The sequence below is a fragment of the Bacteroides faecium genome (assembly GCF_012113595.1).
GTDB classification, from domain to species: Bacteria; Bacteroidota; Bacteroidia; order Bacteroidales; family Bacteroidaceae; genus Bacteroides; species Bacteroides faecium.
Genome location: NZ_CP050831.1, coordinates 2,673,890 through 2,694,272, shown reverse-complemented (window position 1 = coordinate 2,694,272; position 20,383 = coordinate 2,673,890). Strand labels below are relative to the sequence as shown.

The 20,383-nt window shown below is 43.1% G+C and carries 12 protein-coding genes; all 12 read right to left on the bottom strand.

Annotation, left to right across the window (positions count from 1 at the left end; translation table 11 throughout):
- Position 1 precedes the first annotated feature (1 nt).
- Entirely contained in the window at positions 2-1,930 is a 1,929-nt protein-coding gene (locus BacF7301_RS09620) for a RagB/SusD family nutrient uptake outer membrane protein (RefSeq protein ID WP_167962277.1), read from the bottom strand.
- Positions 1,931-1,950: 20 nt separating this feature from the next.
- Positions 1,951-5,133 (bottom strand): SusC/RagA family TonB-linked outer membrane protein, encoded by a 3,183-nt coding sequence (locus tag BacF7301_RS09615; RefSeq protein ID WP_167962275.1) that lies wholly within the window; start codon positions 5,131-5,133, stop codon positions 1,951-1,953.
- 253 nt (positions 5,134-5,386) lie between these two features.
- Positions 5,387-9,343 (bottom strand): helix-turn-helix domain-containing protein, encoded by a 3,957-nt coding sequence (locus tag BacF7301_RS09610; RefSeq protein ID WP_167962273.1) that lies wholly within the window; start codon positions 9,341-9,343, stop codon positions 5,387-5,389.
- A 428-nt stretch (positions 9,344-9,771) separates the two neighbouring features.
- On the bottom strand, positions 9,772-9,981 hold the full coding sequence (locus tag BacF7301_RS09605; protein WP_167962271.1) for a hypothetical protein: 210 nt from the start codon (positions 9,979-9,981) through the stop codon (positions 9,772-9,774).
- A 657-nt stretch (positions 9,982-10,638) separates the two neighbouring features.
- Positions 10,639-12,030 carry a phosphoglucosamine mutase gene (gene glmM / locus BacF7301_RS09600; RefSeq protein ID WP_167962269.1) on the bottom strand — a complete coding sequence of 464 codons (1,392 nt, stop codon included), beginning with the start codon at positions 12,028-12,030 and terminating at the stop codon, positions 10,639-10,641.
- Positions 12,031-12,068: 38 nt separating this feature from the next.
- Positions 12,069-12,731, bottom strand: a complete 663-nt coding sequence (gene bamK, locus BacF7301_RS09595; RefSeq protein ID WP_167962267.1) for a BamK family beta-barrel-assembly machinery protein — start codon at positions 12,729-12,731, stop codon at positions 12,069-12,071.
- A 118-nt stretch (positions 12,732-12,849) separates the two neighbouring features.
- Complete coding sequence (locus BacF7301_RS09590) at positions 12,850-13,887, bottom strand: DHH family phosphoesterase (protein WP_167962265.1); 1,038 nt, start codon at positions 13,885-13,887, stop codon at positions 12,850-12,852.
- A 46-nt stretch (positions 13,888-13,933) separates the two neighbouring features.
- Positions 13,934-16,117, bottom strand: a complete 2,184-nt coding sequence (locus BacF7301_RS09585; protein ID WP_167967153.1) for a ComEC/Rec2 family competence protein — start codon at positions 16,115-16,117, stop codon at positions 13,934-13,936.
- Positions 16,118-16,244: 127 nt separating this feature from the next.
- Positions 16,245-16,895 (bottom strand): ribulose-phosphate 3-epimerase, encoded by a 651-nt coding sequence (gene rpe, locus BacF7301_RS09580; RefSeq protein ID WP_167962263.1) that lies wholly within the window; start codon positions 16,893-16,895, stop codon positions 16,245-16,247.
- Between the two features lie 65 nt (positions 16,896-16,960).
- Positions 16,961-17,929, bottom strand: coding sequence for a methionyl-tRNA formyltransferase (gene fmt / locus BacF7301_RS09575; RefSeq protein ID WP_167962261.1), 969 nt, complete (start codon positions 17,927-17,929; stop codon positions 16,961-16,963).
- A 47-nt stretch (positions 17,930-17,976) separates the two neighbouring features.
- A complete protein-coding gene (locus BacF7301_RS09570) occupies positions 17,977-19,770 on the bottom strand; it encodes a chloride channel protein (protein ID WP_167962259.1) in 1,794 nt (597 codons plus the stop codon).
- On the bottom strand, positions 19,771-20,334 hold the full coding sequence (locus tag BacF7301_RS09565) for an L-threonylcarbamoyladenylate synthase (protein WP_167962257.1): 564 nt from the start codon (positions 20,332-20,334) through the stop codon (positions 19,771-19,773). It abuts the gene before it with no gap.
- Positions 20,335-20,383 lie beyond the last annotated feature (49 nt).

The following is a 20,383-nucleotide window of genomic DNA, read 5'->3' as shown; positions in this document are numbered from 1 at the left end:
TTTATTGTTCAACTAACCAACCATAATTCTGCACCATTTTCGGATTACGGCGCATATCCTTATCTGGTATGGGAAACAGATAATGCTTTTTATCGAATACCCGCAGTTCTGTCGCCACTTTCTCGAAAAATTCAGGAAGGTCCTTTGTATAATTCAAGCCGTGAATTTCACCGCCTTCACCACCTTTGTGATAAGAAGGATAAATCCATCCGTCACCATTACCCATGTCCGCTACTTTCCACCGACGTACATCAAAGAAGTGTTTCCGTTCAAATGCCAACTCTACCAAACGTTCACGACGAATACGTTTATCCACATCCGTGCGATTCAATGGACAAGCTATTTGTCCGGCATTGCTACCATATCCTTTCAACCCTACACGTTCACGGACTTTGTTCACCAGTTCCAATGCCTTTCCGTATTCGCCACAGGCACTCAGGGTTTCAGCGTATCCCAGATACATGTCTGCCAGACGAAGCAGGATAGCTGTTTGCTTGCCTGACCATACTCCATTGATAGGAGCTCTCTTACGAACACCATAACCTGTATAAGGAATATCCAACGTAGCTTTCGCCAGTCCGGAGTTGCCATTTTTGTACCACTCTGTCGTTATCCAGGAGCCGTCACTTCTCGGACGTACCCATCTGGCACCGTTGAATGTGATGCACACATAGAAACGAGGGTCACGGTTTGCCCACTGCTTCAACGTCATGTTAGTATTCTTTTCAAAGCAAACGACATTAGAGTTTTCGTTCTTGTATTCTTCCCCGCCGTAATAGTCGGAAGAAGGAATACCGGTATATTCTTCATAGTTCGCTTCGTTGTCTTCGATACGATAGCCGTCTTTCATAAAGAACAAATCGACCATTTCCTGTGTAGCAGCAAATCCTTGTCCGCCTCTCAAATCACTGGCTTCACCCGCATGATAAGGAGTAATTTCAAAGTTGTCGGTACCGTAATCCTCTACCTTCACCAAAATCTGCTCTTTGTTTTCATCACCGTAGTTCATGCCGGAAGTCACCTGACGATAAGATTCGTAATAATCGACATTACCATTATTCTTTACTGTATAAAGCTCATAAATTCCTTTATCCACAAAGTCCGTAAAGAAGTTCTTATAAGCCTCGCGTGCGTCATCCCATCTCTTTTGTTCGTTCTCTTTATCCTGAGGGTAAAGTTGTTTTCCGTCATGATTCTTAATCTCCGCATAGTCAGGATTACAATTGAACAACGGACTTGCAGCATACAACAGTGCATTCGCTCTCATAGCCATGCAGATTCCTCTATCCATATGTCCCAGATTAGAGCCATTGTACTTCTCAGGCAAATCAGCACCTGCCTTTTCCAACTCATCGGCAATATAGCTGATGTATTCGTCCACAGAATTACGTTCTTTCAGCAAGTCGTCCAATGGAGCGTTAACGTCTAAAGGTTCTTCGCCCAAAAGAATGGCAGGACCATAAGAGCGGAAAATCCAGAAGTAATAGATAGCCCGCAAGGCGCGCGCTTCCGCTTTCCATACAGTACGTTCGCCTTCGGAAGCCTCAGTGCACTTGTCAATATTCTGAATAAAGGTGCTAGCTTTGGCAATACCTTTATAATATTCAATAAAGTAGTAATTAATCCAACTGGAAGAAGCGTATGTCCTTCCTGCTGTCCACTCATTCGTGTTGTGCCAGCTCCACGAGAAATCGGCTTCCAACGAACCTGCACTCCAGGGAGCTCCGTTCGGAACCATGAAACGTTCATTGTTCTCGTTCGGCACATAACTATATACATTATTCAGAAATTCTATCGCCTTCGAGCGGTTGCTGAAGGTTTTATCCATATCATACCACTCTCCCGGTATCGAATCGAAATAATCGTTGCATGAACTGAAACCGAATGTCAGCGCCAGTGCCAATGCTCCTATCTTTACTATATTTTTCATACTCATTGCTAATTATTAGATTAAAAACTTACGTTTACCCCAACTGAGAATGTGCGGGAATTAGGATAACGCGTACCGTCATTCGTATTTAGTTCCGGATCCCAAAGTTTGAACTTGGAGAAAGTCAACAGATTCGTTCCCATCAGATAAACACTGGCACTATTCAAGAAAGTGCCACTCAAAAGTTTCTTCGGCAAGGAATAAGAGATGTTCAGTTGTTTCAAACGCAGGAAACTAACGTCTTTCTGCCACCATGTGCTGGTCTTCGTATTCTGTGCATTATCGCTTGATCCGTAATAGAGACGGGGATAAAATACATTCTCATTGGTCGGATCATCTTCAGACCATCTGTCGGTGATGTTAGAATAGAGGTTGGAAAGACCGGATGAATCGGAGAACGGATTCACACCACTGCCGCTCAAACAACGGTCAGCTTTTGCATTCCCGGCAAAAAGAAGCCCGATAGAGAAATTACTTATCTGCAAGTCAAATCCGAAACCATAATACAACTTTGGCACATCACCTTGACCAATCACGCATCTATCATTATCATCTATTGTACCATCTCCATTCAAATCCTTATATTTGATGTCACCTACGCGGGAAACTTGTCCTGGATATAACTCACCAAATTGTTTGGAATGATCCATTATCTCTTCCTCACTGGTAAACAATCCCTCGGCAATCCATCCCCAACGGGCATTGACATTCGTTCCGCGAGTCTCCAGCCACGGGTATCTCACAGCCGGACTATGATCTTCCACTATCTTATCTTCATTGTAAGCGATATTTCCGCGTACTGTCAAGTTAATATTCTTGCCTATCGGCTGATTCCATTCCAACATGGCTTCCACTCCTTTATTGTCCACAACACCTAAGTTACCATAAGGCATCTCCACAAATCCCGTATAATCCGGAAGATTAGAACGTTTCAGGAAGATGTCTTTACGATGTTCCTTGAACAGGTCTACCGATACGGAAAGGTTGTTATTAAGGAACTTCAAGTCAAAGCCTAAATCCTGCTTGTGGGAAGTAGACCATCCAACGTTCACTCCATATTTGGTTACTCCGTAGCCACCTACCCAAACATTGTCCGTACCGAAACGATAACCGTCATTGGAAGCCATCATTTCCATATACATGAAGCGACGGTTGGTAACGGCATCCGTACCTACAAGTCCGTCCGTATAGCGAATCTTGAAGAAAGAGATATATTTTTGCAGAGGTTCCCAAAATGTTTCATTAGATACCGCCCATCCTAAACCGACAGCGGGAAAAAAGCCGAAGCGTTTGTTAGGACTGAAGTTTTCAGAGCCATTATATCCGGCATTGGCTTCCAGAAAATAACGGTCGTTCCAGGAATACGTCAGACGCATGGCAATGCCTTGCTGCTTGTATGGTAAGGAACCGATGATTCTATCTTTGGAAGATTTGTCTCTTTCATCGCTATCATCATATACATAACGCGCTTCCTTTTGGTTATAAAGAACCAATCCACCTAAACGGTGCTTGCCGAAAGAACGGTCATAGTTCAAAGACGCTTCAAAATAGGTGCTGCGTTTGTTTGTCCCTTCCGTATCAAAAGAGAGTTCATTGTTTCCTTCGTGCGTGCGATAGGTCTTGAAAGTGCCGTCGGCATTGTACACGTCATCATTCCACAACCCGGTCACCGGGTCTTTGCTTCCGCTGAAATAATAGGTATCTTCCCACTTCTTATATTTTAGGGAACGTTCATTGCGCACGTCAAAAGCAACCATGGCAGATACACAAAACCCTTTGCTCCATTTCCAGAAACCTAAGTCTTGAGTGACCCGTATGTTCGAATTCAACTGATTATTTGATTCATTAGTATAACCGCGACGAGCCAGATCCGCATAAGGATTACGCTGGGAACCGTTGCCGGAAATACCAGATACCGTTCCATCCGGCATCATCAGCGGGTAGTGAACCGGGTTGATGGCTATTGCTCCGGAAAACAAATCATTGGTAGAAATCTCCGGATAATTGCCGGAAGAAAGATAACCGCTGAAACCTAAATCGATAGTGGTTGTTTCGGTCGGTTTCAAATTCAGGTTCGCTGTATAGTTATAACGGTTGTAACGAATGTCAGCGTCATAGTTCTCCATCTGCGTCGAACGTGTCAGACCACTTTCATTGTAATAACTCAAAGACACATAATAGGAAGCGTTCGGCACACCGCCACGTACACTGACATTAGCCCGGCGATTGTGTCCCCAATCACGAAATAGCTCGCTCATCCAGTCTACTGCCGGATAAAGATAAGGGTTGTACATCTGCGGATTGTCATTGGGCAGTACGCCATTCGCTTTTTTGGTTGCTTCGATATATTGCGGAGTATATAGCAACTGATTTTTCGAGTTCATATATGCTTCGTTGACAGCATCCATATATGTATAAGCATCTGCCAATTTGGGTTTTCGGGTCAATGTAACGAAACTTTCATAATAATCCACCGTAAATTGAGGTTTGCCTACCTTACCGGGCTTTGTCTTTATCAAGATTACACCATTCGCACCTCGTACACCGTAAACTGCTGTTGCGGAAGCGTCTTTCAAAACCGTAAAGGATTCAATATCATTGGGATCAATATTGTTGAAGTCACGTTCCACCCCATCTACCAAGACGAGCGGGTTGGAGTTTTGCCCTGAAAACGTGGATATACCACGAATCCAGATGTCGGCATCATCATGCCCCGGCTCTCCCGTACGCTGCACGGCTACCAGTCCCGGCAAACGTCCGGCGATAGAGGCGGACAGATTAGCGGTAGGCATCTTGATGGCATCCATATCCATAGTAGACTGAGCTCCCACTACAGATACTTTGCGCTGGCTACCGTAGGCGACTACCGTCACTTCATCCAAAGCGGAGACTTCTTCCGCCAGAATGATATCCAGCACTCGTTTGTTCACTTTTACTTCCTGTGGTTTATATCCTATATAGGAGACTAATAACACGGGATTTTTAGAAGATAATTTAAGATTGTACTGTCCGTTGGCATCTGTAATCGTACCATTTCCAGTCCCTTTTTCCTGAACGCTTACTCCAATGAGCAATTCTCCCTTTTCGTCGGAGACACGCCCTGTGACCGAGGTGTTTTGAGCCCAAACTGTCGTGTTGAATACAATCAACGCCAGTAGCAGCCATAACGACCTCACATAGTGTTTTTTCACGTACAAATTCATAATTACTTGCTTTTTTAATTAGTGGATAAGGTTATCAAACATGTTTAATTCGCTATTAGTGAAGGCAAATTAAGACCATTTATTTTTATCATCAATCCTCAAAAGTGACAAAATGCAAGTAAAATCAAAAAGGCGGGAGAACGTATATAGATGTCAATGAGAGCACTCTATAAATATCTGTATTTCAACTAAATAAACAGACACATGTACAATAAGAGCACAAAACAGAACACTAGATAAAGCACAAGACAAATTATACATCTTTACCTTGTTCACGGTAATCTTTTGGTGTCACTCCGAACTTGCGGGCAAATTCCTTATAAAAATAAGACCGACTTGATATGCCCACATCAGAAATGACGTCCTGAATGGTAAGTTCTTCTTCTCTCAACAGTTGGGCTGCCTTCTCCAATCTGTAATTCTTTATCAAATCAGTGGGAGACATTGAAGAGATTTCCTTAAACTTGCGGTAAAATTGGCGTGGGCTCATTGCCATGCGGTCAGCAATGAACGTAGAACCTAATCCTTCCTGATCAAGATTCTGTTCAATCACTTGCAAGAGTTTACGAATAAAATCGACCTGCTCTGTGGTAGTACAAACTATCTGTTGTGCCAATTCCCCTAGTTCTTCCAGATAAATCTGTTTGGCTTCGCGCTTACCATATATGGCTCTATGGATGTCTTCTTTCAAAAAGAGAATATCATAAGGCAGTACAATATAAGAATCCGACCACAAAATCAATTCACGTTGGATAGCAGAACTCGCTTTCCAAGTCAGCATCGGGACAAAGGCGGTTTTTGAAAGCAAGGAACGATTCTTACCGACATACTCTAAGAAGGTGCTCTCAGCATCCGTGTACATACTCATATCAACCAAAAAAAGCGCCGGAATGGAACGACGGATTTCATCAAATGCCGTCTGCACACTTTTCACCGGACATATGGAATACTCTTCCGACAACAATCCTGTTATCAACCAGACCATCTCATCGCGGTCTTCCAGAAGCAGGATCGTTTTCTTCTCCGTCGTTTTTTCATCCGTCAGTTCGACCGGTTCAAAAACAAGCTCCAAACAGGAATGACCGGTATCCGAGTTCGTATAATGAACCGTTACATGAAGCTGCTCCAATGCAGACTGAACGAAACAAAGCATCAACTGAATACCAAACGCTTGATCAGTATCTTTCTTGTCAGACACAGGACAGGCGTCCCCGATCAGTTGACTACGTAACTTCTCAAGTACTCCATCAGCTGCAGACAACATCATGCACATTTTACCTTCTTCTTCCTTCGCATTCACCGTGATTCCGGTGGATGACAGTTTTTGCTGGCAAATAGACTGATAGCAGTAATAAAGGATACAGCGCACAGCATTCTTATAAACTGGAAAAGTAAAGTTTTCCGAGATGGAAGATTGTATCAGAGAAACGTCTACACCCTGTCCCTTCAATGTGCGAAGCACTTCCATTGACAATTCTTGTATGCACATACGGGCTGAAAGGACGAAAGTAGTAGGATAAAATTGGTTAAGTTTCTCAGAATGTAACGTCTCTGGACGAAAAAGAGCCGCCATAGCAGTTTCACGTATCAGTTCCACCTGTTTCCGGTGCTGTTCATAAGAAGTATTTTCGGCACGCAACTGGTCACAAGCATGATAAATAAGAGTGAAACTGTTGAGCAAATCACGATTGTAACTAACACTCCCTTCCCCTTCCTTGTTATTTTCCGCAGCAAGCAGCCTCTTCAATACCCGCTCGTGAAGGATATACTTGCGCAGTAAGTGAAGCAGATATCCCACAAAGAGCGCAAGCTGCAGAATATAGAATATATAAGCCCATACCGACTGATACCACGGTGGGAGAATATGCACGGGAATAGAGAAACATTTATATTCCGTATCGAATACGTCTTTCTTATAGCGGACCTTAAAGACATAATCGCCCGCAGGTACTTCGATATAAGAGGCTTCATTGATACTGCTGAATGAAGTCCATTGCTTGTCATACCCTTCCAACATAAAAGAATATTCCACCTCTTCCCCGGTCAGGTAATCGGGAACGGCAAAAGAAAGAGAGAATGAAATCGGCGTACCGTTCAGTTGCAAACTTTTTCCATTATCGGCATAATACTCTCCCAGACTCACTTCCCGCCGTCCTATCCATAACCGACGCAGCAGAATGTCCGGATAATACTCCGGAGCAACCGCCACTTTACGATCCAAATAGAGAAGCCCGTCAATCCCACCAAAGAAAAGGCTGCCCGTATAGGGACATTGATAATAAGCGTCATCACTGAATTCTCCTACTTGTACGCCAGCTGTATAATAATAGTCGTGCGAAGCTCCATTTTTCGGATTGTATTTGATAAGTCCGCGATTGGTACCCAGCCATAAAAGACCATTGCCGTCTTCCAGCACTCCATGTATCATGTCGTTGAGTAATCCTTGCTCCCGACCGATATAGGTAGCTTCAATTTTCTTTCCATGAAAGGTGAGACATACCAATCCGGAAGTAGTCCCCACATACATTTTACCATCATGCGCACGATATAAACTCAGCACATCGTCTACTGATTTATGAAGCATCTCTTTCAGAGAAATAACGCGATACTCCTCTGTCCGTTTGTCAAACCGCACAAGTCCCTTCTCTCTACTCCCCAACCACAAGATAGAATCGCCATCCGCCAACATGGGATAAAACGTTGTAATTTCCTGTTGCTCATGAAAGAAGCGGTAACGTTTCTGTTGCCTGACAGTTATGGAACCGGGCTTCTTATCAAGTATTATCTTATAGAAACCGACCCCTGCCGTAACAGCATATAGCACGCTGTCACTTTCTTCATAAATTCCATGTATTTCAATGACAGGCTCTCCAGAGGAATATTCGACTTGACGCAAAGCATCATCTTCAAACGAATAATAGAACAATCCCAGATTCCCTGTTCCAATCCAAAAGCCGTCCATATAGCGGCTCTGAACCAATTTATATACATGAAATTCCTGATCCCATTTAATATAGGATGACACTTTCTGCTTTTTCTCAGGTGAATAAACCATAGCTTCCGAAACTTTATCCACTGTAGTATTACGAAAATCGGGCAAATGTAGCAATCCGTCTCCTTTCGTTCCGAACCATAATCCCCCATATTTATCTGTCATCACTGAACGCACCTGCCTACTCAACCCAGTCGACATACGGTTCAACATCAAATTAGTGGTAATAGAATATTTCTTGGCATAAATCACAGCTCCCTGTCCGTCTGATGCAATCCAAAGCATTCCTTGACGCGGTTCCCGGTAAAGTCCGTAAATACGGACATTACGATTGATAATCTCTTCTTCATACTTTTTCGACGTACGCAAACGAATTAATCCATTGGCACGAAAAGCTATAATGATGTCTTCATAAAAAGGAACAATCCCTTTTATCACCCCATATTTCTGCACCAGTGACGAAAGGTTACGAATATATATTTTAGACTTTCGTGAAATGTCATACATATATAAGTCTTTGTCACAATCTATAAAGCAAAAAACACCATTCTGGTAGAAAATATCTTCAATAGCTTTCGAATGAAAATTAGTTGTGGAAACAGATAGTTTTACCGATAAACTATCCGCACTAAAAGTGTTCAGCGAGTAATTTTGGATTTGTCCCGTATGAAAAGGAAATAGCCAAAGAGCACCGTCATCTGTTACGAATGCCCGCTGTGACATATCATCCTGCAATGCCGGAGTTTGTCCCAAAATAAAATTTTGATGATTCGTGTTATAATAGTAAATTCTGTTACTGGCAAGTACCCATGTATTTCCACTGCTGTTAGAATGTACGCTATAATCATTCGGCAAATCATAACTACCGATAATCTGTTTTGTCTTTTGCGAAAAGCGATTCACACCTAAATGAGTAGAAATCCACAGACAACTGCTATCCGCCTGCGAAATAGCATGAATCACATTATTACTTAACGTCTTATCTGCCGAAAAGTCGGAACGAAACACTTCCATCGTTTTTCCATCCCAACAGTTCACCCCATCATACGTGCCGAACCACATCAGTCCTTCGTTATCCTGAAAAAGAGAAAGCACTGCACTGTTAGATAATCCTTGTTGATAATCTACCTTCGAAAAGAAATAAGTATCCCGCTCATTTGCCGCAGTGGCAGCTAATGAATATATTAATACAATAAAAATGACTAATCGTGTTTTCATCGCGTTTCCTAAATTATCTTATATTTATTTATGGAGCAATCCGGATAAGAGAGAAGTGAAGAGTTTCATCATTCCGCCCTATATTGTTTGCTGTTTGTACTTCATGCCACAACTTTCAAGAATCAGATTTTTTTCTTTCAGAAATAATTCCATCTTTATACTTTTCCAATCACCCGATACGACAGTTCAATTTTATTATCGTCTCATCTTTAAATGAGGAAACCTAGTCTCCATTTATCAAGTAATAGAGGACAAATATAAGAAATTAATATAAATTATATCCAAATAGAACAGAAAAGTAACTAACATCAACGTCCTCTCATTCTAACAAAAAGTTGGAAGCCCTTGTACCAGTTTGAGCCAATTCATCCTTGCACAGAAATGAATAAAATCTCCAACTATCTGCATCTAAACCAGCCAAAGGCCTCTTATTGAATTTTCATGCTATAATCCGCTTTCAGCCGTTCCAGTTTTATCCGCAAACGCTCTGCTGGAAGGAGATAGCGGCTGAAACCGGAAAATATCATCCCTTGCAGGAAGGTACTGTAGACAAGGGGGAGTGCTTTCAGCGGTTTCAGCTTTTTCAGGCTCGCTGATAGAGCTATATATTCAGCGTGGTGGATATATATACTCACCATGCTGAATCTATATGTCTACCATGCTGGATATATAGATTCACCACGTGGGCAAAAGCAAGGTGAAATGTGGGCTTATGGCTGCTTGCGCGTAGGCTGGAACACGCCAACACGTGGGCTGAACAAAACAGAGCCTGTATCTGGGTAAAACAGAGGCTCTGTTACAATGAAATGCAGGCTTCGTTTTGTTACAACAGAGCCTTTGTTGAAAGTAAATATGGCAAAAGGAACTGGAGTTATATACTTTCGCTTTCAGGAGTGCCTTCAGCAAAAACCACCGATGAAAAGGGGCTTTTTTGAAGAACTGAAGGCTGAAGGCAGTTTTTCTATTTTAATAGTTAGTAGGAGATTTAACTGTAACAAGTAGGAGAATTGATCGTAACAAGTACCACACTCAATAAAATGATGTAAGAGACTTGAGTAACTCAAGTACATGGTTCGGCTTGCTTCAGTACTAGGTCGAACAAATTCATATACATATAACTTTGTTCCCTACCCGTACGGATATGAGCTATTTACAGACAGAAGAACAAAAGAAATAGGTTAGCAATAAAGCTCGTATAGGAACACATGTTCTTCTGTCTAATAAATTAAAAATAAAAGAAAGGAGAGCTTGGTTGTCAAGCTCTCCTTTCTTTTATTTCAATATAAATAAGACTGTTATTTCTTCGCCAGCTCATTAATCACATCCATAATCTTCTGCCCGATTTCTTCGGCAGCTTCCATTGTAGATGCTTCGCTATATACACGGATAATCGCTTCTGTATTACTCTTGCGCAAGTGCACCCATTTATCTGCAAAGTCAATCTTCACACCGTCGATGTCGTTGATTTCTTCGTCTTTATAGATTTCCTTTACTTTAGCAAGGATAGCGTCTACGTCAATTTCCGGAGTCAGGTCTACACGGTTCTTTGCAATGAAGTAAGGCGGGTAAGTAGCACGGAGTTCGCTGACTTTCTTTCCTTCGTGAGCCAGGTGGCTAAGGAATAAAGCGATACCTACCAAAGCATCACGTCCGTAGTGGCTGGCAGGATAGATTACTCCACCGTTTCCTTCGCCACCGATAACGGCGTTGGTTGCTTTCATCTTCGTTACTACGTTCACTTCGCCTACGGCAGAAGCATTGTATTCCATACCATATTTGCGAGTTACGTCACGCAGGGCACGGGTAGAACTCAGGTTGGATACCGTGTTGCCCGGAGTATGCTTCAGTACATAGTCGGCAACAGTAACCAGTGTATATTCCTCACCATACATTACACCGTTTTCGCAAATCATTGCCAAGCGGTCAACGTCAGGGTCTACTACAAATGCTACATCCGCTTTTCCACCTTTCATCAAGTTCATGATGTCACCGAGATTCTTTTCGAGTGGTTCCGGGTTGTGTTGGAAGTTTCCGGTAGGTTCGCAGTAGAGTTTTTCTACATGTTTCACGCCCAGACGTTCCAAAAGTTCAGGAAGAATAATGCCACCTACAGAGTTTACACAGTCGATAGCTACGCGAAAATCTGCTTTTTTGATAGCTTCAACATCTACCAGGTCAAGAGCCAGTACGCTGTCGATATGTTTCTGATTGTAGGTAAGGTCTTTGCGATAAGAACCGAGGTGGTCTACATCTGCATAGTCGAATTCTTCGGCTTCGGCAATACGAAGTACTTCGTTACCTTCGGCTGCATTGAGGAATTCGCCATGTTCATTCAGTAATTTCAGTGCATTCCACTGTTTCGGGTTGTGAGAAGCTGTCAGGATGATACCGCCACAAGCACCTTCCATTGTTACAGCCAGTTCTGTGGTCGGGGTAGAAGCCAGGTCGATGTCTACAACATCCCAACCCATTCCCATCAAGGTGCCGACTACTACGTTTTTTACCATTTCACCAGAGATGCGGGCATCACGTCCCACAACAATTTTGTTGCTCTGCACTTTGCAAGTCTTGCGAATCAAAGTAGCATAAGCTGAGGTGAATTTAACAATGTCAAGCGGATTCAGTCCTTCACCCGCGCCTCCGCCGATTGTTCCGCGGATGCCAGAGATAGATTTGATTAGAGTCATAGGTTTTTTACTAAAAGATTTATTTAAATGTTAGTGTCTTAGCTTCGTGCTTTACGGAACTCTGTAATATCATAGAAGTAAGGAGTTACGTATTGCTGTGCGGAGTTATGTCCCATCTTAGAAGGAACGATTAGACGTACATGAGCGTTGTCATATAAATAAGGCAATGCTAAAAGCCATCCTTGCGGTACAGCGGTACTGGCGTAATATTGTCCCCATACATAATCCATTTCAATAAACGTACCGGCTGAATAAGTCTCTGTTTCTACATAACGGAATACAGCAGGATAGGCATATAATTGTCCGGCATCCATATATTCTTCGATAGGAATATTGAAGGCTGCAAGTTCGCGCGTATCAACATTAATCTCTGCATAGCGGACACAAATATTATTATTGTTGGCAAACGAATCTATAGCTGCCGGTTTGTCCTGTACTACCAAGGTTCCTTTATTTACAATCTGCATATACACACCATTAGCTGAAAAAGAGACATATTCATTCTTATTTAAGTCAGTCTTATAGCCGTTCGCTTTAAACTGCTCTTCAGAAATCACATGAATCGCACTATCTTTGATGAACCTCTCTACAGCATTTTTCTCATCTTCCAGCATTTCTGCATAGGTCTTTGAATTGTCGCATGCCTGGAACAGACTTCCGGCGGTTAACAAGGAGAGAAATAAAAATACAAGTTTCTTCATTATCTGTTATTTAGCTATATTCCGCACAAATGTATCTTAAAATCATCAAAAGTTGAAAGGGGGGAGTTGAAAGTTCGTATCTTTTAACCTTTCCGTATTCACTTTTAACCTTCCATCTTTAGCTTTTGGCTGTCAGTAGTGGTTTATACTTCTCCAAAGCTTTCTCAAAAACAGCTTTTGCTTCTTCCATTGTTCCGAAAAATTCACCGCCGGATGCGTTCAGATGTCCGCCGCCGTTGAAAAATTCGGCTGCCAACTGGTTGCATGGGAAAGTTCCCACCGAACGAAACGAAATCTTAATCATCGGCTTCTCGGTATCTTCCCGCAGAAAACAGGAGAAACATACGTTTTTGATGGTAAGAGGGATGTTGACAAAGCCTTCGCTATCTCCTTTTATGTAGTTGAATTTGCTTTGCTCGGCTTTTGTAAGCGTAATCAACGCGGCGTTATAGTCCGAGTAAACCGTCATGTTAGACAATACGTATCCCATCAACCGCAAACGACTCTCGGAGTAGGTATTGTACACTTTGCGGTAGATTTCATCTTTATCAATTCCTTTGGAAAGGAGTTCACTTATGATATAATAAATCTCACGATTGTTCGAATTGTAGGTAAAGCCACCGGTATCTGTCATCATACCTGTATAGATGCATTCGGCACCTTCCTTGGATATATCACCGAAATAACCCATCCGGCAAATCAGACGGAATATCAGTTCGGAAGTGGAAGAAATCTTGGGATAAGACATGGTTATCTTACAGAATTCTTCGGGATACAAATGGTGGTCAATCATTATCTTACGGGCAGGAGAAGCTGCTACGGCATCTGCCATATCGTCAATACGTTTCAATGCGTTGAAGTCCAAACAACAGATTACATCCGCTTCGGCAATCAACTTGTCAGCAAACTCTTTGTAACGGTCGTACAAAAGAACATCCTTACTGCCCGGCATCCATCTGAGGAAATCGGGGAAGGCGTTAGGCACGATTACGTTTACTGTTTTTTCCTGTGAATCAAGGAAGTGATATAATCCCAGTGAGGAACCAATGGCGTCGCCGTCAGGAGATACATGAGATACGATTACTATTTTGTCAGCTCGTTCGAACCATTTGGTGAAATGGTCTATTTTGGCTTGTTCTATTACTTTCGTTAACATATTCTTTTACTTTATCAGGGTGCAAATGTACGATAAATCTTTGTACTTAGAGCAAAAAGCAAACAGAACCTTCTTCGGATAAAGAGATAAAATGCAAACCGGATTGTTTGCATTCGTCTTCAAGACGGTTCTTGCGGTATTCTGAAAGAGAGGCATCCAACAGGATACAGCCGGGAACAAAGAGCCTGGTCAGTTCTTCCAGATGTCCGTCATAACCTTTGCATAAGTAAAGATAATCAATAGTATATAACGCAGAATCTGCCAATTTGTTCCGCCAACGGTTATCGGTCACTATGCAGATACGGCATCCGTGGAAGGATAGCATTTGTTGTTGGCGGGAGAATGCGGTAGTCTTATAATCGGCAGTTATTTCTTTCGGCGGTAGAAGATGATGGTGGTTCCAATAGTTGGTTACTACCCGCTTCAGGAGTTGCTTATCCGGAAGTGTATCGGCATAGTTTATCCAGGAATGCCCGTCGCTTTCGATACAATGAACTGCCGGACAACCACGCACATTATAAAAGACCAGACTAGATTGCGGGCGGTCTATCCACGACATCGTCACATGACAAATAGCCAATAGAAGAATAAAAGAAAGACAAGTTATCAGGTTTTTATATCGCCGGTTCATGTAATAATAGAACAACAGAAGCAAAGAGACGTAGATGCCGAAAACTTCCAACTGGTACAGCCAAATTCCGTCTATAGATGAATAAGGGAGTTGCTCTACCCATCGAACAAAAAGATTCAGGATTTCCAATAGTTTTTTAACTCCTTCTGCTACATAGGTTTGAATCCACGAAATAGGAGTGAGCGACAGCATGAATACAGCGATATATAGAATAATGGTAACCAATGGAATAACGGCCAAATTAGTCAACAGAAAATGTGTAGAGAACCGGGAGAAGTAAAATATAACCAGTGGAGCAGTACCTAATTGTGCGGCAATGGACACACTCATCAATCCCCAAACGTATTTTCCTATTCTGCTTTTTATTGTAAACAAATGGTAGATAGGTTGTTGAATGAGTAAAATAGAGGTGACCGCAACGAAAGAGAGTTGGAAGCCCACATCAAACAACCATGCCGGATTACAAAGCAACATAAGCCATGCGGTAGCTGCCAGTGTATTCAAAGAAAAAGACTGACGGCCAAACATATCTGCAAGAGCCAGAATAGAAAACATTGTGACCGAACGGACTACCGATGGCGAGAATCCTGTAAAGAAGGCAAAAGCCCATAATAAGATGATGAGAAAAAGGGAACGTAAACATTTACCTGTATTCCCTCTTTTGGCAACAGGTTGTAAAATAAAGAAAAGTAAGGCATATAAAAGTCCGATATGCAGACCGGACAGAGCAAGGATATGACTTGCGCCTGCCACTGAATAGCTCTCATGGATAGATTCACTTAGTTCTGTTTTGTCACCTATGGTCAATGCGGAAAGTACAGCCAGTTCATCGCCATTAAATCCGAGTTCATGATAGAGAGAAATTATCTTTTCCCGATAAGAGTTAGCCATACTTCTAAGGTAGAAAAGACTCGTGCCCAAGTTATGTTTACTCGTTCTGTCCGGTTGTAAAGATAGGCACAGGGCTTGTCCGCCCGAAGATAAGTTCGAAGATAAATCTGAAGATAAAATAGCCCACTTTCCGGATGCAACGTAGCCCGTTCCAGAGATTCCTTTCCGCATCAGATAGCGGGCATAGTCAAATTCATCAAAATTCTTATTGTTGGCGGGTAGAGAAATACGGGCGGAGACTAACAGTTCGTCCCCGCTTCTTAACCGGGAAACGGCTAAATCTTGTTGCAGGTAAAGAATTACTTTTTGTTCTATCGGATGCGTGCCGATAGAGTCACAATGTCCCCTCAATAATGCGCGGCAAAGATAAGTATGTTCCTTTATTTGAGGTGTGTCTGTTATTAAAATCCGATAAACTGCTTCCTCTTTTGGGAAAGTATGATTCGTTGTTTGTTGAAGTTGCCAAGTTATCCCCATCCATCCGCCTGTAAAACAAAGGGCAAAGGTTGTAACCCCGAAACACCACCGCAATGAATAACGTTGAAGGAAATAAAAGGTCATGGACAGACCGAAGAAAAGGAAAAATACAAGGACTCCCCAAAAGAGTCCCGGTGAACTGTCAAAAAAAAGGTCGCCACAAAAAACGCCTGTTATCCAAGGGATAATCAGGCGCATAAATGGATATTTATGAAAGTAAAACGTCATAATTATATGATATTTTTCAGGCACGGATTACACGGATTACGCTGTTGGTTTATGTAATCATAATTCCAAAAACCGTGAAATCCGTGTAATCCGTGCCTAAATTCCCATTTATTTAGACCAAACTACGACTTCACAAACCATGTAGCTGGCTAATCATTGCTTCAGGATCCGGAGCTCCAAAAACAGCATTACCGGCCACTAACGCATCGGCTCCTGCTGCAACCAGGCGGGCACCTGTCTCCAGATTCACGCCACCGTCTACTTCAATCAGAGCTTTCGAGCCTGTACGTTCAATCAAAGCGTGCAGTTCACGAACTTTCTCTACTGAATGTTCTATGAATTTCTGTCCGCCAAATCCCGGATTCACGCTCATGATAAGCACCATATATACATCCCGGATTATATCCTGAAGCAAAGCAACCGGAGTTGCCGGATTGATTGTAACGGCAGGTTGCATTCCTGCTTCCTTGATTTGCTGAATCACCCGATGCAAGTGCGGACAAGCTTCATAGTGTACGTTCATTGTATGAGCTCCCAACGCTTTTACCTCGGGAATAAATTTCTCCGGGCTAACAATCATCAAATGCACATCCAAGGGTTTCTCGCTTAACTTTGCCACGTATTTCAATACCGGAAAGCCAAATGATATGTTGGGGACAAATACCCCGTCCATTATATCAATATGTACCCACTCCGCTTCACTGCGGTTTACCATTTCAATATCTTTTGCCAAATATCCGAAATCGGCAGAAAGAATGGAAGGAGCGATAATCGGTTTCATAATTCATCTATTTTAGGTTCAATTTATCTCGAAATCGAGACGGTTCATGTTATCTATTTATCAGCTTACTTCATCTGACATCCATCTGACAGACGGTACCCACGAAGTAATTCGTCCGTTTTCAGACGTTTCTTACCAGGAAACTGCAAGGAAAGGATGGATACGAATCCATCCGGTACGGCTACCTTTATATATTTCTTCCCATCTGTCACAACTGTTCCGACAGGCAGTTGGTGGGATTCGTAAATCTTTTCACTTTCAAAGACTTTCACTACTACAAGTTCTCCTTCAGGAGTGATTAATTCGCTCCAAGCGGCAGGATAAGGAGATAGCCCGCGGATAAAATCATAGACTTTCTTCACTGGTTGGTTCCAGTCAATCCGGCAGGTATCCTTGAATATTTTCGGAGCGGGACGAAGCTCACCGACAACAGCCATTTCTTCCTGAGGAATCGGTTTTACCTCACCGTTCAAGATAGCATCTACCGTTTCAACAACCAGTTTACCGCCTAACAGCATCAGTTTATCATGCACTACTTCCACATTATCCGTATCCGCGATAGGTACACGAACTTGTTGGATGACTTCTCCGGTATCTATCTCATGTTTCAGGAAGAAAGTAGTGATGCCTGTTTCCGTATCGCCGTTAATTACTGCCCAGTTGATGGGAGCAGCCCCGCGATATTGGGGAAGCAGAGACGCATGAAGATTGAAAGTACCCAGTCGTGGCATATTCCATACCACTTCCGGCAACATACGGAAGGCAACCACAATCTGCAAATCCGCTTTCCACTCACGCAATGCTTCCACGAAAGCCTCATCCTTCAACTTTTCCGGTTGAAGCAGTGGCAAATTCTGTTCAAGTGCATATTGTTTAACGGGAGAATATTGAATTTTATGTCCACGTCCGGCAGGTTTATCGGGCATTGTTATCACGCCCACAACGTTATAACCGCCTTCTACTAACTGGCGCAGGGCCTCTACCGCAAAATCGGGAGTACCCATATATACTATTCTTAAATCTTCTTTTTTCATAATCACCTTATTATCTGCATAGAAACCTGGCTCCGGCACCTTGCCGGCTAATCTTCCGAGAAATGTACCAGTACTTGCCGGTATGAGTTAAATATCTTCGATTTAGAGACAAAGCCTTCGTAACGTCCTTCCTCGTCAACTACGGGAAGATTCCAGGCTTTGGTGTCGTCAAACGTTTGCATCACCTGTTCCATTCCGTCTGTATTGAATATCTTGGCAGGGGCGGATATCATTAATTTATTAACAGTGAAACGATGATAAAGTTCTTGACGGAACATGATGTTGCGGATATCGTCAAGCAGGACAATTCCTAACAGTTCACCCGTTTTCTTGTCTGTTACAGGGAATACGTTTCGGTGGGAAGCAGCGATGGCTTTTACCAATTCGCCCAAGTCCATTTCGGGATGTACGACAACAAAGTCCTTTTCCACCACATTCTCCATTTTCATCAATGTCAGTACTGCTTTATCTTTGTGATGAGTAAGCAGTTGCCCCCTCTTTGCCAGACGCATGGAGTAGATACTATGAGGTTCGAACGCGATAATCGTCAGATACGAACTTACAGAGACAATCATCAACGGAAGGAACAGGTCATATCCGCCTGTCAGTTCGGCTATCAGGAACACTCCTGTCAATGGGGCATGCATGACTCCGCTCATAACCCCTGCCATTCCCATCAATGCGAAATTCTTTTCAGGCAGATAAGCAGAGAACGCAAAATCATTGCTGAAATGTGAGAATACAAATCCGGCAATACAGCCCAGGTAAAGTGAAGGAGCAAAGATACCGCCACAACCACCGCCACCGTTCGTTGCGCTGGACGCAAATACTTTCAGCAGGATAATCAACATCAGATATACCAGCAGCAGGTTGCCATAGCCATAGAACATGGAGTTGTTCATGACCGTATCCCACTCCGCGGCGGATGTACCGTTCAGCAGAAGATTAATCGTATCGTATCCTTCACCGTAGAGAGGCGGAAAAAGGAAAATCAATACGCTCAGCATCACACCACCGAAAGCCAGTTTCTTATAGGGGTTCTTGAGTTTTCCGAAAACACCTTCCACAGAATTCATGGCACGTGTGAAATAGAGAGAAATCAGTCCGCAGAAGATACCTAACAGGATAACGAAAGGGATACGCTCCAATTCGAACGCCTGGTCGAGATGGAACTTGAACATGGCTTCCGTACCGGTGACTATGTACGAAACGGTAGCCGCCGTCACTGCCGAAATCAGCAAAGGAAGCAGAGAAGACATGGTCAAGTCAATCATCAGCACTTCCAATGTAAAGACCAGTCCGGCAATCGGTGCCTTAAAGATACCGGCAATGGCGCCTGCCGCCCCACAGCCGACGAGCAACATCAACGTGCGGTGCTCCATCTTGAATACGCTTCCCAAATTGGAACCGATAGCCGAACCCGTCAGAACAATCGGCGCCTCTGCTCCTACCGAACCACCGAATCCGATGGTTATCGCACTGGCGATGGTAGACGACCAGATGTTATGCCGCTTGATACGACCTTGCCGGCGGGAAATAGCATACAAGATTTTGGTGACCCCATGACTGATGTCATCTTTGACTATATTGCGCACAAACCAGCCCGCCAGGAAAATTCCGACTACCGGATATACCAGATACAGGTAATTGGCTGACGTCGTATTGAAGTTGTCGGTTAAAAAGTTCTGTATCTGATGGATAAAGAACTTCAATATCAAAGCGGCAAACGCTGTGAAGATTCCGACCAGGAAACTTAATATCAGGATAAATTGCTTTTCCTTTATATTAGCTTCCCGCCACTTGATGCAACGCTGTAATAAACTCTGTTTTTCCTCTTTCATTTATTCGCGAATTATCTTAATCACTCCACCTTTGTCCAACTTAATAATACTTGAGGGTTTCGGCCGACTCATATCATCCTGACGAAAGCCGACGATATAATCTACTGCCGATTTGATTTCATCACTGATTTCGCTGAAATTGGCAGCCCCGGGCTGTCCGCTCACATTGGCCGATGTAGAAACAATCGCCTTGCGGAACTGCTGACAAAGGCGTCTCGAAAACTCCTCGTTTGTGACACGGATACCTACACTTCCGTCTTCCGCCAACAGGTTCGATGCCAGATTCCGTGCTCCGGAATAGATTATCGTCAACGGCTTGTCGGCAACTTCAATCAAATCCCATGCCACATCGGGGACATCCTGTACATAAAAATCCACCTTCACGGGGGTGTCTACCAACACCAGCATAGCCTTGCTATCGGCACGTTTCTTAATCTCATATACCCGGCGTACAGCCTCTTCGTTAGTCGCGTCGCAGCCTATACCCCAAACGGTATCGGTAGGATAAAGGATGACTCCCCCTTCATTCATCACCTGACAGGCTTTTTTAATATCTTCTATCATTTCTTGATTAATTTCTGTTGAGAATAACACGCAAAAGTACTACTTTTGC